The following is a 14,312-nucleotide window of genomic DNA, read 5'->3' as shown; positions in this document are numbered from 1 at the left end:
AGGGTCCCTGCGGCCTGGGTGACCGGGCACGGTGAGCAAGCCGGGTACGAGCGCCGGTTGCGGTGAGCGTGGCAGGTAGGTGCGCCGGTTGCGGTGAGCGGGGCTGGCCTACCAACCCGCGGGGTCAGGATGATCGCGACAACCAAGATCCGCACAACAACAGGGAAGAAGCTGCCTCGAACACTTCCGAGGCCACACTTTCCCTGAAAGTGCGCTAGACCCGGGCGGACCCGGCGGAGCGAAGGGTTTCGGGGGGAGCCCGCCCGCGGAGGGATCAAGCCTGACCGCCCGGAGCGGGTGGGCTCCCCCCCGAAACCCGGACGGCCTGGAGCGGGCGGGGTCCCCGAAACCCCACGGCCAGGACCCGGACGGCCGGGACCCGCGTCGGGTTAGCTGAGAGTGGCCTGGAGGGCGGCTTCCTTGGCTGCCACCAGGTTCTCAAGGTCCTGCTGGTAGGTCGCCATCTTGGCGCGCAGGTGCTCGTCGGCCGCGCCGAGGATCCGCACGGCGAGCAGGCCGGCGTTGCGGGCGTTGCCGATCGAGACGGTGGCCACCGGAATCCCGGCCGGCATCTGCACGATGGACAGCAGCGAGTCCATGCCGTCGAGGTGCTTCAACGGCACCGGCACGCCGATCACCGGGAGCGGGGTCACCGAGGCCACCATGCCGGGCAGCGCCGCGGCCCCACCGGCACCGGCGATGATCACCTTGAGGCCCCGGTCGGCGGCGTCGCGGCCGTACTCGATCATCGCGACCGGGGTCCGGTGCGCCGAGATCACCCGGACCTCGTACGGCACCCCGAAGTCGTCCAGCACCTCGGCGGCGGCCCGCATGGTCGGCCAGTCCGAGTCACTACCCATGATCAACCCGACCGTGGTCACTCCGGTGTCTCCTCCGTTCGCGACCGCAGGGCTCGCGGGCTCACGCTTCGCGGTCACTCGCGCCCCTCGCGCAGCCAGCGCATGGCCCGCGCGGCCCGCGCCCGTACGTCATCCAGGTCGTCACCGAGCACCGTGACGTGCCCGATCTTGCGGCCGGGCCGCACCTGCTTGCCGTAGAGGTGCACCTTGGCACCCGGCTCGGCCGCGAAGAGGTGGTGCAGCCGCTCGTCGATCGACATCCCGCCCGGCTCGCCGCCGAGCACGTTCGCCATCACCACGACCGGCGCGGCCAGCGAGGTGTCGCCCATCGGGTAGTCGAGCACCGCCCGCAGGTGCTGCTCGAACTGCGAGGTCCGGGCCCCCTCGATGGTCCAGTGCCCGGAATTGTGCGGACGCATCGCCAGCTCATTGACCACGATCGCCGGTCGGCCAGTCGCGTCGCGCACCTCGAAGAGTTCCACCGCGAGCAGGCCGACCACGCCGAGGGCGGTGGCCAGGTCGATGGCGAGCTGCTGGGCGGTGACCGCCAGCTCCTCGTCCAGGTCGGGCGCCGGGGCCAGCACCTCCACGCAGATGCCGTCCCGCTGCACCGTCTCGACTACGGGGTACGCGGCCACCTGACCGAACGGCGAGCGCGCCACCTGCACGGCCAGCTCCCGGCGCAGCGGCACCCGCTCCTCGACGATCAGCCGGGTCCCGCCGGCGAGCAGCGTCCGCGCCAGCTCGACGGCTTGGGCGGCGTCGTCGACCAGCCAGACCCCCCGGCCGTCGTAGCCACCCCGGGCCGCCTTGAGCACCACCGGCCAGCCGACCTGCTCGCCGAAGCCGACCAGGTCGGCGGGCTCGCCGACCGGCCGCCACGCCGGGTTGGGCGCGCCCAGCTCGGCCAGGCGTTCCCGCATGACCTGCTTGTCCTGGGCGTGCAGCAGCGCGTCCGCCGGCGGGTGCAGGGTCACACCCTCCGCCGCCAGCGTGCGGATGTGCTCGGTGGGCACATGCTCGTGGTCGAAGGTGACCACGTCGCAGCCCTTGGCGAAGGTGCGCAGCGCGGCCAGGTCGGTGTGGTCGCCGTACTGGACGTCGGCGGCGACCAGCGCCGCGCCGTCGTCGGGGGCGACCGCGAGTACGCGCAGTGACTGGCCGAGGGCGATCGCGGCCTGGTGGGTCATCCGGGCCAGCTGGCCGCCACCCACCATGCCGACAACAGGCAGACCGGTACGGGAATCCATAGCGCAGCCAGCCTATCCGGGCCGCCGACGCGGCCACCCGCAGGGCCGGCGCTCCCGCCGTCGACCCCTCCGGGCGCCGCCCCCGGTGCCGGACCTGGGGCAGGGGCGACCTCGCGGGCCGCTACGCCGAGCAACCGTCGGGCCGGGCGGCGGGACGCTCAGCCGAGCTCGGCGATCAACTCCTCGACCGACGTGACCGGGCGCTGGCAGACGAAGCCCCGGCAGACGTACGCGGCGGACCGCCCGTCGACCAGCGGCCGGTCGGCCAGCAGCGGCACCCCGGGCTGGTCCGGACGCCCGGCGACCACCACCGCGCCGGGCGGGGCGTGCCGGTGGGCCGCCGCCACCAGCGGGTCGCCAGTCGGGTCGTCGGTCGCCACGGCGATCTCGTACGGCCCGGAGAGCAGCGCCTCGCCGACCGTGGCCGCGTACCCGGTGAACCGGGCGTGCTGCCCGACGATCGGCGCGACCGTGCCGAGCGCCACCTCGGCGGCCTCCCGGTAGCGGGTCTCCCCGGTCAACGCCGTGTACGCGACCAGCCCGGCGATCAGCGCCGACCGACCGGACGGGGTGGCATTGTCGGTCGGGTCCGCCGGCCGGGTGACCAACCGCTCCGCGTCGTCGGCCGTGTCGTAGAAGGCGCCACCGGGCGCGGCGAAGTGCTCCAGCGCGGTGTCCAGCAGCCCGCCGGCCAGGGTGAGCCAGCGGCCCTCGCCGGTGAGCTGGTGCAGCGCGCAGAACGCCTCGGCCACGCAGCCGTAGTCCTCCAGCACGCCGGCCGGCGCACCGACCGCACCGCCCCGGGAGACCCGGCGCAACCGGCCATCGACCAGGTGCACGGTGGCCAGGTGCTCGGCGGTGTCGCGCATCGCACCGTCGGCGACGATGACGACGCCCTCCATCAGGTTCGCGTCGTCGTCCTCGGGCGACGCGTACAGCGCGACGACCTGCTGGAACTCAACGATGGCGGTGATCGCCAGGCCGTTCCAGGCGGCCACCACCTTGTCGTCACGGGCCGGTTGTGGCCGGTTGTCCCGCGCCGTGAGGAGCCGCCCCACCACCTGCTGCCAGCGAGCCCGGATCTCGGGTGCGACGTCGTCGACGTCCCGGGCGAGCCGCAGCACACTCGTGCCGTGCTCGAACGTCCCCTCCGCGGTCACGGTGAACAGGTCGGCGGCCCAGCGGCCGCCCTCCTCGCCCAGCACCTCGATGAGTTGAGCGGGCGTCCAGGCGTAGGTGAGACCCTCGACGCCCTCGGTGTCGGCGTCCAGCGCGGACGCGAAGCCCTCCCCCGGCCGATGCAGTTCGTCGGCGAGGAAGCGGGCGGTGTCCCGGGCGACCCGGCGCGCCAGCGGGTCGCCGGTCAGCCGCCAGAGCTGGGTGTAGACCCGGAGCAGCAGCGCGTTGTCGTAGAGCATCTTCTCGAAGTGCGGCACCGTCCAGTGCGCGTCCACCGAGTACCGGGCGAAGCCTCCGGCGAGCTGGTCGTAGATGCCGCCCCGGGCCATCGCCTCGGCGGTGTGCCGGACGATCTCCAGGCTGCGCGGGTCGCCCGTCCGCTGGTGGTGGCGCAGCAGGAAGAGCAGGTTCATGTGCGGCGGGAACTTCGGGGCGCCCCCGAAGCCGCCGTTGGTCGTGTCGTACTCGCCGGCCAGATTCGCGGCCGCGGCGTCGAGCAGCGGGGCGTCCAGCGGCGCCGTCGGCCCGCCCACGGCCTGGGCGCCGCCGATCGCCTCGACCACCGCGGCCCCCTGGCGCAGCACCTCCTCGCGCTGGTCCCGCCATGCCGTGGCGACCGACTGGAGCAACCGGACGAAGTTCGCCCGCGGAAAGTAGGTGCCGCAGAAGAACGGCGTGCCGTCCGGGGTGGCGAAGACGGTCATCGGCCAGCCGCCATGACCGGTCATCGCCTGGGTGGCGGTCATGTAGACCGCGTCCACGTCCGGGCGTTCCTCACGATCCACCTTGATCGACACGAAGTCGTCGTTCATCAGGGCGCCGACCTGCTCGTTCTCGAACGACTCGTGCGCCATCACGTGGCACCAGTGGCAGGCGGCGTACCCCACCGAGATGAGCACCGGCACGTCCCGCCGCTTCGCCTCGGCGAACGCCTCGTCGCACCAGGGCCACCAGTCGACCGGGTTGTCGGCGTGCTGGAGCAGGTACGGACTGGTGGCGCCGGCGAGTCGGTTCACCCGACGACCATAACCAGCCCCGGCCGGTCACGCCGGGCGGTCACCCGCCGAGCACCCCGGCCCGGGCCACGGGGGCCCGGGCCAGGCCCGGATCAGCTCCGCTTGAGCTTGACCGTCGCGGTCTCGGAGTCGCTAACGAAGACGTCGTACGTCGTGTCGTAGGAGCTGGCGTTGGCCGACACGTCGACGTCGCCCTGCCGGAACGGGTTGGAGGTGAACGAGGGCGAACGTGACGTCCAGGCGACCGGCTCGCCGGGGGTGCAGGCAACCTCCGCCCGGACGATGCCCTCGGCGACCTGCCCGTGCCGGGACTGCGTGACCTGACCCTCCACGTAGACCGTCGCCGGTGCCGTGCAGGTCACCGTGCCGCGCACCGCCACCTCGCCGGTCTGGGAGTCGATCGTGCCCGAGGCCGCCACCTCCACGCCGACGCCGAGCACCGGCGGCGCCGGTGGGTTGGCGACGTGCACCTCGCCGCGGGCCGAGCCGGTGCTGTAATTGCAGCGCTGCTCGAACGTGGCGTCGAACCGCTCCAGGTAGCCGTGCGGGCCCCAGGAGATGTCCGTGACCGTGAACGAGCCGGTCTGCCCGTACATGCAGATCCGGTCGTTGCCGCTCAGCGCGATCCCGGGCAGCGGGCTCTCGTAGGTGTTCTCGGTGGCGCCGGTGTAGGTGCCCACGGTCAGCGGCTGACCGACCGGCGCGCTCAGGTCGATCGTCCAGGGGCCGGCGGGCGGGTCGAAGACCTGGACGGTGAGGTGGTTGGCCGTGCCCCAGACGTTGAAGCCGTCCCCGGCCGCCGTGGCGAACGAGTAGCTCCGGCCCTCGCTGATCGGGTCGTCCGGGTCGCCGGTGACCGTCAGCGAGCCGGACTGGGGCGCCTTGGCCTGCACGGGTGGGGCTGCGGCCAGCGCGCCGAGCGTCGCCGCGGCCAGCGCGAGGGCCGCCGCCAGGGTGGAACGTTTCCGGGAGCGTCGCATGCTGTCCCTCCGACAGGTGAACGTGGCGGCTCCGTAGATCACGACATCCACGTAGCTCAATCGACTCTAGGACGTCGACGCACGATCTTGCTGCCCCGTCCGGAACAGATCAGCGGGGATGGTCCCGGCGGTCAGGAGGCGCCGTCGGCACGGAGGCGGAAGACGTTCGACTCCGCCGAGTCGCGCATCGACCCCAGCACGGCACTGATCTTGTCGGCCGGCATCGGCTTGAAGAAGTGGTAGCCCTGCGCGGAGGTGCACCCCAGCTCGGCGAGCGCCATCCGCTGCTCGGCGGTCTCCACCCCCTCGGCCACCACCCGCAGCCCCAGCTCGTGCGCGAGGCCCACGGTCGTCCGCACGATCGCCGCCGCCTCCGGCGAGTCCGCCATCCGGATCACGAAGGAGCGGTCCACCTTCAACTCGTCCACCGCGATCCGGGTGAGGAAGGTCAGCGAGGAGAAGCCGGTGCCGAAGTCGTCCACCGCGAGCTGCACACCCATCGACCGGAGCGTGGCCAGCACCTCGTCGATGACCTCCAGCTCGCTCATCACCACCGTCTCGGTGATCTCCAGGACCAGCCGGCGCGCCGGCACCTGGTGCCGGCGCAGCGCGTCGGCAATCTCCGTCGGCAGCCGGGGATCGAGCAGGCTACGCGCCGACAGGTTCACCGAGATCGGGACGTCGAGCCCCTCCTGGGCCCAGCCGGCGGCCACGCCGAGCGCCTTGTCCAGCACGTACCGGGTGAAGGTGCCGAGCTGCTCGCTGTTCTCCACGGGGCGGATGAAGTCGGCCGGGCCCAGCCAGCCGCGCCGGGGATGCCGCCACCGGATCAGCGCCTCCACACCGGTGGGCGCGCCGGTGGCCAGGTCGACCGCCGGCTGCAACGCCAGCACCAGCTGGTCGTCGACCTTCAGCGCCTCGCGCAACTCGGCCAACAGGGCCAGTTGATCGGTGCTGGCCGCGTCCCGGGCGCTGTCGTACGCGGCGACACTGCCGCCGCCCTCCTTGGCCTGGTACATCGCGATGTCGGCCCGCCGCAGCAGCTCCGTCAGGTCGGCGGCGCCAGCGTCCGCCACGACCACCCCGACGGAGACCTCGATCGACATCCGCACACCGGCGACCTCGGTCGGCGCGGCCAGCCGTTCGGCGATCTCCCGGGCCTGGCGTAGCGCGTGCGCCATCGGGGCGGCCCGGTCGCCGACCACCGGTACCGAGGTGAGCAGCAGGGCGAACTCGTCGCCACCGAGCCGGCCGAGCAGGTCACCGGGGCGCGCCAGCGCGCCGAGCCGGTTCGCGGTCAGCCGCAGCAGCTGGTCACCTGCGGCGTGCCCCAGTGTGTCGTTGACTTCCTTGAACTGGTTGATGTCCAGCAGCAGCAGCGCCACCGGGTGGTCGTGCGCGAGCTGCCGCAGCGCCTGATCGCCCTTGCCGAGCATGGCGGCCCGGTTGGCCAGCCCGGTGAGCGGGTCGTGCACCGCCTCGTACGACGATCGGGCGGTGACCAGCCGCAGCTCGCGGTGGGTCGCGGCGTCGTGCAGCGCGGCGGCGAGCGCGTCGCCGAACGCGGCCACCGCGTCGCGTTCCCGGGCGGCGGGCGGAGCGGACCGGGGGAACCGGACCCGCAGCCGGCCGACCGGCGCGGCACCCACCGACAGCGGACGGATCAGCTCGTCCTCGTCGGGCTCCGACCGGTCCGGCGGGCCCACCTCCCGGTCGACCAACTGGCCGCCGGCGTCACCCCGGTAGCGGCGCCACCGGCCGTCGGCCCGGGCCACGTCCACATCGACCAGCTCGGCGTTGAACAGCGCCAGCGCGCCGCTCACCGCCGCGCTGGCCACGCCCCGCTCGTCGAGCTGGTTGAGGGCCGCGGTGGCTTCGGCGAAGGCCCGCCACGTCCGGCGTTCCTGATCGGCGCGCAGCCGGTAGCGGTAGGTCTGCTGAAGCAGCCAGAGCAGCGGCGGAAGCAGCAACAACCAGCGTGGGTCGAGCTCCAGCAGCGCGACCACCACCAGGCCGACCGCCACGTTGCCGACGAACATCAGCAGCTTGCCGCGCAGCGCGGCGAGCAGCGGCGGCCCGATCGGCAGCCCGTGCCGCAGGCCCAGCGTCACCCCACTGAGCCAGGCGGTCACCAGGAGGTACGTCACGGAGCCCGCGATCACGGCCAGCGCCAGCATCGGGGTGGGCGCGGCGAGCAGCGGATGGCCCAGCGCGGTGGCCACGGACACGGCCAGGGCCGACGCTGCGGCCAGCGACGCGGCGATCCGGACGATCTCCAGCACCGGTCGGCGGTCGTTGTGCAGCGAGTGCACCGTCCAGGCCAGCCCGGCGCCGAGCAGCGTGGCCGACGGCAGCCAGCCGGCCGGGGCCAGGTAGAGGCAGACGATCAGCGCCGCCTCGCCCCAGGTGATGCTGACCATGCCGGCGGCCGAGCGGAACCGCAGCCGTGCGAACTGGGCGATGGCGAAGACGGCGACGGCGATGCCGAAGCGGGCCGGACCGCCGAGCGGATCGTCGGCCGGCAGCCGGTACGGGAGGGTCAACCCGACCGCGGCGGCGACCAGGGCGGTCAGCGTCACGGCGGCGGTGAGCACGAGCAGCCGGGCAGGCATGCCGCGCACCCCGAGCCGGTCGAACGGGTCGCCGGCCGGGCCGGAGGTCATCGACCTCCCCCGTCAGCCGACCGACCGACGACGATACGGCGGGCGGCCGGTGCTGCGACGGTCATCGGCGCCCCCTTCCGCGCACGGCTCGGGGACTTTTGGTCCCCCCGGCGGAAGGCTAAGCCAAACCGGGTGGTCGCAACAGGGGGCGACCACCCGGTTCGGCGTGAATCATGCGCGGACTACCCGTTCCGGTGCTGCTGGTGCCCATTGGGAGCGGGCGTGGAGGAATCACGCGCTCCGGTCCCGTCTGTCGGATCGGCGACTGCCGCTTCGGCCCTGGTCGGGTCGGTCGGCGGCGTCTGCTGCGGGAACCGGTCGGGCAGCCGGCGCAGCCGGGCGTTCATGTTGCGGATCAGCAGGATGGTCGCGGTGGCCAGCAGCAGGATGAGGAACAGGCCCATCGGGCCGGCCAGGCCACCCGTGCGGGTGTCCCCGAAGTTGTTCTCCGCGAGCACCTGGGCAGCGGTCAGCATGGCGTTCCTCCGATGTGCGGTTGGTTACCAGGGTAGCCCCGCACGGAATCAGCGCGCGTGCGCCGTCTCCCGCACTCCCGCGAAGAGATCGGACTCGGGCATCGGGCTGTCCACCACCGAACGGGCGAGCTCGTAGTCCTCCGTCGGCCAGGCGCGCTGCTGGAGCTCCATCGGCACGTGGAACCAGAAGCCGTCCGGGTCGACCTGGGTGGCGTGGGCGCGTAGCGCGTCGTCGCGGACCGGGAAGTATTCGGCACATTCCACCCGGGTCGTGATCCGGGGGCCCTTGTCCGGCCGATCCTCCCAACGCTTGAGCCACTCCTCGTAGGGCGACTCCTGGCCGGCGGCGAGCATGCCCTCGTGCAAAGCCATGATCTTGGCCTTGGAGAAGCCGATGTCGTAGTAGAGCTTCAGCGGCTGCCACGGGGCGCCCAACTCCGGGTAGCGCTCCGGGTCGCCGGCCGCCTCGAAGGCCGCCACGCTCACCTTGTGGCACATGATGTGGTCGGGGTGCGGGTAGCCGCCCTCTTCGTCGTACGTGGTGACCACGTGCGGACGGAACTCGCGCATCAGCCGCACCAGTGGGCCGGCGGCCACCTCGACGTCCTGGAGGGCGAAGCTGCCCTCGGGCAGCGGCGGCAGCGGGTCGCCCTCGGGCAGCCCGGAGTCGACGAAGCCGAGCCAGGCCTGCTCGATGCCGAGGATCGCCCGGGCGGCGTCCATCTCGGCGCGGCGGATCTCACCGATGTTGGCCCAGACGTCGGGGCGGTCGAGCTTGGGGTTGAGCACGCTGCCGCGCTCCCCGCCGGTGCACGTCACGACCAGGACATCCACGCCCTCGGCGACGTACTTGGCCATGGTCGCCGCACCCTTGCTCGACTCGTCGTCGGGGTGCGCGTGCACGGCCATGAGACGCAGCTGTTCTGCCAACTTCGGCACTCCTCGTCTGTGCCGGCCGGTGGACCCGACCGGGCTCGACCGGCTGACCAGCCGGGATCCTCCGCACCCGCTCGCCGGTCGGCATCACGGGCCCGACCTGCCATTCCTGCCACTGAGCTGGGCTGGGAGGATGGACTCTGTCATTCTTGCTGATGCCGCCGACAACAACGCCAGGAGATACCCGCCGGTGACCGAGACGCACGCCACAATTTCGACGGGCGAGCCGATTTTCCCGGCCGGCCGCTACGGCCGCCGTCGGGCGACCGGCGGCGGGCGCCGCCGCACGCTGCTGGCCGCGCTGGCGCTGCTGGTGCTGGTGGGAGCGCTGAGCCTGATCTCGGTCCGGCTCTACCGGCAGTACGGCGACCCGGTCTACGACGCCCAAGTGATCACCTATACAGACATCACGGACAACCAGGTGCTGGTCGACTTCCGGGTGACCGTGCCACCGGGCGGATCGGCGGTCTGCGTGCTGCGCGCCCGGGACCGCGCCGGCTCCGAGGTGGCCCGCGAGGAGGTCACGGTGAACGCCGGGCCGGGCAACCGGCACGTGACCACCCGGCACCGCCTGGCCACCACCGCGCGGCCGTTCATCGGCGAGGTGCTGCGCTGCCGAGCCCCGGCCTGAGCTGCCGGGACAGCGCCGCGACAGGCGGCTGTGAACGCCCCTGCGGGCCACGTACTCCGGGTGTGTGATGCGGACACCAGCGGTGATCGCCGACACCCTGTGTCGTACCGCACTGGTAACTTGGTAGTTCACCTGTCAGCCAGCCACGCACAACTGAGGAGACCGCCTGTGTCCACTGGCAACGAGGCGCCCGCCACCTGGCTGTCCCAGGACGCGTACGACCGCCTCCAGGCCGAGCTCGACGAGCACATCGCCAACCGCCCGGCGATCGCCGCGGAGATCAACGCCCGGCGCGAGGAGGGCGACCTGCGGGAGAACGGCGGCTACCACGCCGCCCGCGAGGAGCAGGGCAAGGCCGAGGGCCGGATCCGCTACCTGCAGGAGCTGCTGCGCACCGCCAAGGTCGGCGAGGCGCCGACCGCGGACGCGGTGTCGCCCGGCATGGTGGTGACGATCTACTTCGACGACGACACCGAGGACACCGAGACCTTCCTGCTCGGCTCCCGGGAGATCGCGGCCACCACCGACCTGACCGTCTACAGCCCCGAGTCGGCGCTCGGCAAGGCGATCCTGGGCGGTCGGTCGGGGCAGACCTGCACCTACACGGCACCGAGCGGCGCCGACATCAAGGTGACGGTGGTCAGCTTCGAGCCGTTCTCCGGCTGATCGCCACCGGCCCCACCACAGGATGAGGCGTACGCCGCCGAGGCGTGGCACCTGCGGGGTGTCACGCCTCGCCGGCGAAGACCACCTGGTAACCGCTGGCCCGCAGTGCGCTGATCAGCGTGTCCGAGTGCTCCACGCCCCGCGTCTCCACGGACAGCGCCACCTCCACCTCGCCGAGGCTGAGGTGCGGGTTGGCCCGCTGGTGCCCCACGTCCACCACGTTGGCCCGGTGCTCGGCGATCTGGGTGAGCAGCGAGGCCAGCTGCCCGGGCCGGTCCGAGCAGCGCACCGTCACCCTCAGGTAGCGACCCGCGGCGGCCAGACCGTGCTCGATCACCCGCAGCATCAGCAGCGGGTCGATGTTGCCGCCGGAGAGCACCGCGACCACTGGGGCCTCCACCTCCACCACACCGGCCAGCAACGCGGCCACGCCGACCGCGCCGGCCGGCTCGACCACCTGCTTGCCTCGCTCCAGCAGCATCAGCAGCGCCCGGGAGATGTCCTCCTCGGAGACCGTGACGATCTCGTCGACCAGCTTGCGGACGTGGCTGAAGGTGATCTCCCCCGGCCGGCCGACCGCGATGCCGTCCGCGATGGTCGAGAAGGCGGGCAACCGGACCGGTTCCCCGGCCACCAGTGAGGGCGGGAAGGCCGCCGCGCCGGCCGCCTGCACTCCGATGATGCGGACGTCGGGTCGCAGCGCCTTCGCGGCCACCGCCATGCCGGAGATCAGACCGCCGCCACCCACCCCGGTGATGATGGTCCGCACGTCCGGGCACTGTTCGAGGATCTCCAGCGCCACCGTGCCCTGGCCGGCGATCACATCGGGGTGGTCGAACGGGTGGATCAGCACCGCGCCGGTGCGCTCGGCGTACGTGTGCGCGGCGACCAGCGCCTCGTCGACCGTGTTGCCGGCCAACTCGACCTGTGCGCCGTATCCCTTGGTGGCGGCCACCTTCGGCAACGGCGCGTTCACCGGCATGAAGACCGTGGCGTGCGTGCCGACCAGGCCGGCGGCCAGCGCCACGCCCTGCGCATGGTTGCCCGCGCTCGCCGCGACCACGCCGCGTTCCCGCTCCGCCGCCGACAACCGGGAGATCCGCACGTACGCGCCGCGCACCTTGTACGAGCCGGCCCGCTGCACGTTCTCGCACTTCAGCCACGTCGGCCCACCCAGCGCCGCGCTCAGCGGCCGGAAGGGCTCCAGCGGGGTGGTCCGGGTGACGCCGGCGAGCAGTTCCCGCGCGGCCCGCACGTCGTCGAGACCGACCAGTTCCGTCATGCACCGATCGTGCCACCCGCCGCCGGCGCCCCTTGCGGCGACACCGTGGTCGTCGGAGGCAACGCGGTCGGCGCGGGTTCACCCGGGACCGGCGCGCCGAGGACCGGGGGCGCCGGCCAGCCCGGCGCGGCGACCGGCCAGGCCGGCATGGCCCGGGCGATGCGCGCCTCCTGCATGGTGGAGATCCGCCGGACCAGCACGATCAGCGCCACGGCGGCGACCACGCAGGCCACCGCGGGCACGGCGTTGCGGAGCAGGGAGTCCCGGTAGTAGTCGATGTACGCCTGGTAGCCGGCGTCGGTGAAGGGGATCTCCGGCAGCTTGTCGTACGCCTGGCCGCCGAGGCGGCTGACCAGCCGCTCGCCGACGATGAACACCAACCAGGCGGCCCACCAGACGTACACCAGGTCCGGCGTGAATCGTCGCCAGAGGCTCGCCCGGGCCACGTTGGCCATCACCCGGGCCGGCATCACGAAGTTCGCGAACGGCACCAGCCAACCGGCGATCGCCCAGCCGGCCGCGAGCGACGGCAGCGCACCGGGGAACGCCTCGATGTTCTTCCGCGCCCGCCACGTCCAGATGATCACCAGCACGGCGGCGGTGAGGTACGCGGCGAGCATGGGCAACGCCAACAGCGCCTCGACGACCGCCGCGCCGACCAGCAGATCCGTGTCGCCGTCGTCCCGGGCCTGCCGGGCCAGCACCAACCCCGCGAGCTGCGGAGCGAGTGCCGCTACGAGGTACAGAACAGCGGTCGCGCCAACCGCGATGCGGGCAGCCAGGCCGATGCCGCGTACGGAGTAGGTCGGCAGCCCCGGAGTGACTGCGGGCTGACCGAGGGGCGTGTAGCAACGCTGGCATTCGTGGTGCTCGGGGGACGCGGCGTCCCCACAGGTCTGGCAGCCCATTGGTGTCCCTCGGGTTCGCGCGACTGTGCGCGCACACCGTAGGCGATCATGCGGCGGCCGGCGACCCCGTTCCGACCCGGGGATAGCCGGGGGCGTGCCGGGACCAGGGGGCGGCCATCTCGAACTGACCGGCCACGCCGAGCAACAGCAGCTCCGAGCCGGGCGGACCGACCAGCTGCACCGCGACGGGCAGCCCGTCCGGGCGGCGACCCACCGGCACCACGATCGCCGGCAGACCGGCGATGTTCCACGGCGCCGCGAACGGGGCGTACCGGATGTTGGCCGTCATGTTCGCCCGCCAGGACCGGTCGGACCAGCGTGCGGCCTCCGGCGGCGCGCTGGCCAGCGCCGGGGTGAGCAGCAGGTCGACGGAGTGGTCGGTGAAGAAGTCGATCGACCGTTGCCGCCAGGCGGCCCGGTCGGCCTCCCGGACGTAGCCGCGGCGCTGCGCCCACTCGCCCAGCGCGACGTGTCGCCGGGTGCGCCGCTGCAGGTCGCGCCGGTCCAGCCCGCCGGCCCGGACGTCGGCGGCAGCGGCGGCGAACCAGGTGGCGATGCCCTGCAGGCCCAGCGCGGTGGGATAGACCGGATCGGCCGGCACGGTGTCGTGCCCGGCTGCGGCGAGCAGCCGGCCGGCGGCGGCGACCGCGTCGCGGTTGGGCGCGTCCGGCGAGACACCGCGCACCGGGGAGCGCAGCGAGACGCCCACCCGCAGCCGCTGCGGCGGGACCAGCTTCTCCGGTCGCCGACCGGCGAGCACCGAGAATCCGACCGCCGCGTCCGCCACCGTGCTCGTCAACATGCCGTGCTCGGTGAGGCCGAACCAGTCTTCCGCGCCGAGCTGACAGGGGACCACGCCCCGGCCGGGCTTGAGCCCGACCAGGCCACAGCACGCCGCCGGGATCCGGATCGAACCGAGGCCGTCGTTGCCGTGCGCGATCGGCACCAGCCCGGCGGCCACCGCGGCGGCGGCGCCGCCGGAGGAGCCGCCGGGGGTACGCCCGCTGTCCCACGGATTGCGGGTCACCGCACTGTTGTCGTCGGTGAGTGCCCACAGCCCCAGCTCGGGCATCCGGGTCACGCCGAGGATCACCGCGCCGGCGCCACGCAGGCGGCGCACCACCTCGTGGTCGGCCTCGGCCACCTCGGTACGCACCGCGGCGGAGCCGTTCCAGGTGGGCAGGCCGGCGACCGGAGTGTTCTCCTTGACCGCCACCGGCACCCCGGCCAGCGGCAGGTTGGCCAGGTCCTCCTGCTCGTCGACCTTCTCCGCCTCGGTGATCGCCTCGCCGCCGCGCACGGCGCGGAACGCGGCCAGCTCGCCGTCGGCCCGCGCGATGTACTCGAGGTGGTCGGCGACGACCTGGGTGGCCGAGACGTCTCCCCTGCGTACGCCCCGGGCGATCTGCTTGGCGGTCGCTCCGACCCAGGTCGCCATGATGTCCTGCACGGCCATCCTCCCCAG

At 73.1% G+C, this 14,312-nt stretch carries 12 protein-coding genes; 2 read left to right on the top strand and 10 right to left on the bottom strand.

The features are described from left to right. Window positions 1-389 precede the first annotated feature (389 nt). From purE to mca, 7 genes are all read right to left on the bottom strand, one after another. A complete protein-coding gene (gene purE, locus BUS84_RS27785; protein ID WP_074316927.1) occupies window positions 390-881 on the bottom strand; it encodes a 5-(carboxyamino)imidazole ribonucleotide mutase in 492 nt (163 codons plus the stop codon). Window positions 882-934: 53 nt separating this feature from the next. After that, window positions 935-2,110, bottom strand: a complete 1,176-nt coding sequence (locus BUS84_RS27780) for a 5-(carboxyamino)imidazole ribonucleotide synthase (protein WP_074316925.1) — start codon at window positions 2,108-2,110, stop codon at window positions 935-937. A 158-nt stretch (window positions 2,111-2,268) separates the two neighbouring features. After that, window positions 2,269-4,305 (bottom strand): thioredoxin domain-containing protein, encoded by a 2,037-nt coding sequence (locus BUS84_RS27775; RefSeq protein ID WP_074316922.1) that lies wholly within the window; start codon window positions 4,303-4,305, stop codon window positions 2,269-2,271. A gap of 92 nt (window positions 4,306-4,397) precedes the next feature. Beyond that, window positions 4,398-5,285: a hypothetical protein gene (locus BUS84_RS27770; protein ID WP_074319173.1), complete on the bottom strand. Its 888-nt coding sequence runs from the start codon at window positions 5,283-5,285 to the stop codon at window positions 4,398-4,400. A gap of 131 nt (window positions 5,286-5,416) precedes the next feature. Then, on the bottom strand, window positions 5,417-7,897 hold the full coding sequence (locus BUS84_RS27765; protein ID WP_208869927.1) for a putative bifunctional diguanylate cyclase/phosphodiesterase: 2,481 nt from the start codon (window positions 7,895-7,897) through the stop codon (window positions 5,417-5,419). Between the two features lie 233 nt (window positions 7,898-8,130). Further along, on the bottom strand, window positions 8,131-8,424 hold the full coding sequence (locus BUS84_RS27760) for a hypothetical protein (RefSeq protein ID WP_074316919.1): 294 nt from the start codon (window positions 8,422-8,424) through the stop codon (window positions 8,131-8,133). Between the two features lie 48 nt (window positions 8,425-8,472). After that, the gene (gene mca / locus BUS84_RS27755) at window positions 8,473-9,354 is read right to left on the bottom strand and encodes a mycothiol conjugate amidase Mca (protein ID WP_074319172.1); all 882 of its coding nucleotides are present in this window, start codon (window positions 9,352-9,354) and stop codon (window positions 8,473-8,475) included. Window positions 9,355-9,550: 196 nt separating this feature from the next. Here mca and BUS84_RS27750 point away from each other — a divergent pair, with 196 nt between their 5' ends. Both BUS84_RS27750 and greA read left to right on the top strand, forming a co-directional pair. Beyond that, entirely contained in the window at window positions 9,551-9,991 is a 441-nt protein-coding gene (locus BUS84_RS27750) for a DUF4307 domain-containing protein (protein ID WP_074316917.1), read from the top strand. A 168-nt stretch (window positions 9,992-10,159) separates the two neighbouring features. Next, entirely contained in the window at window positions 10,160-10,657 is a 498-nt protein-coding gene (gene greA / locus BUS84_RS27745) for a transcription elongation factor GreA (RefSeq protein WP_074316915.1), read from the top strand. A gap of 61 nt (window positions 10,658-10,718) precedes the next feature. Here the strand turns inward: greA and ilvA are convergent, their stop codons facing one another. From ilvA to BUS84_RS27730, 3 genes are read right to left on the bottom strand one after another with little or no spacing between them, the layout of a single operon-like run. After that, a complete protein-coding gene (gene ilvA, locus BUS84_RS27740) occupies window positions 10,719-11,939 on the bottom strand; it encodes a threonine ammonia-lyase (RefSeq protein WP_074316914.1) in 1,221 nt (406 codons plus the stop codon). Further along, a complete protein-coding gene (locus BUS84_RS27735) occupies window positions 11,936-12,847 on the bottom strand; it encodes a DUF4328 domain-containing protein (RefSeq protein ID WP_074316912.1) in 912 nt (303 codons plus the stop codon). Before BUS84_RS27735 ends, ilvA begins: the two co-directional genes overlap by 4 nt. 46 nt (window positions 12,848-12,893) lie before the next feature. Next, complete coding sequence (locus BUS84_RS27730) at window positions 12,894-14,303, bottom strand: amidase (RefSeq protein ID WP_074316909.1); 1,410 nt, start codon at window positions 14,301-14,303, stop codon at window positions 12,894-12,896. Window positions 14,304-14,312: the final 9 nt, after the last annotated feature.

This window comes from Micromonospora cremea (assembly GCF_900143515.1).
Lineage (GTDB): Bacteria > Actinomycetota > Actinomycetes > Mycobacteriales > Micromonosporaceae > Micromonospora > Micromonospora cremea.
Note: the sequence above shows the minus strand (reverse complement) of the source record. Positions and strands in the feature narration are given on the sequence as shown.

Excerpts from the sequence above, each read along its gene's own strand:
- BUS84_RS27780 (WP_074316925.1), bottom strand. The coding sequence starts at position 2,110 with ATGGATTCCCGTACCGGTCTGCCTGTTGTCGGCATGGTGGGTGGCGGC.
- BUS84_RS27760 (WP_074316919.1), bottom strand. The coding sequence starts at position 8,424 with ATGCTGACCGCTGCCCAGGTGCTCGCGGAGAACAACTTCGGGGACACC.
- BUS84_RS27770 (WP_074319173.1), bottom strand. The coding sequence starts at position 5,285 with ATGCGACGCTCCCGGAAACGTTCCACCCTGGCGGCGGCCCTCGCGCTG.
- BUS84_RS27765 (WP_208869927.1), bottom strand. The coding sequence starts at position 7,897 with ATGCCTGCCCGGCTGCTCGTGCTCACCGCCGCCGTGACGCTGACCGCC.
- ilvA (WP_074316914.1), bottom strand. The coding sequence starts at position 11,939 with ATGACGGAACTGGTCGGTCTCGACGACGTGCGGGCCGCGCGGGAACTG.
- BUS84_RS27730 (WP_074316909.1), bottom strand. The coding sequence starts at position 14,303 with ATGGCCGTGCAGGACATCATGGCGACCTGGGTCGGAGCGACCGCCAAG.
- BUS84_RS27735 (WP_074316912.1), bottom strand. The coding sequence starts at position 12,847 with ATGGGCTGCCAGACCTGTGGGGACGCCGCGTCCCCCGAGCACCACGAA.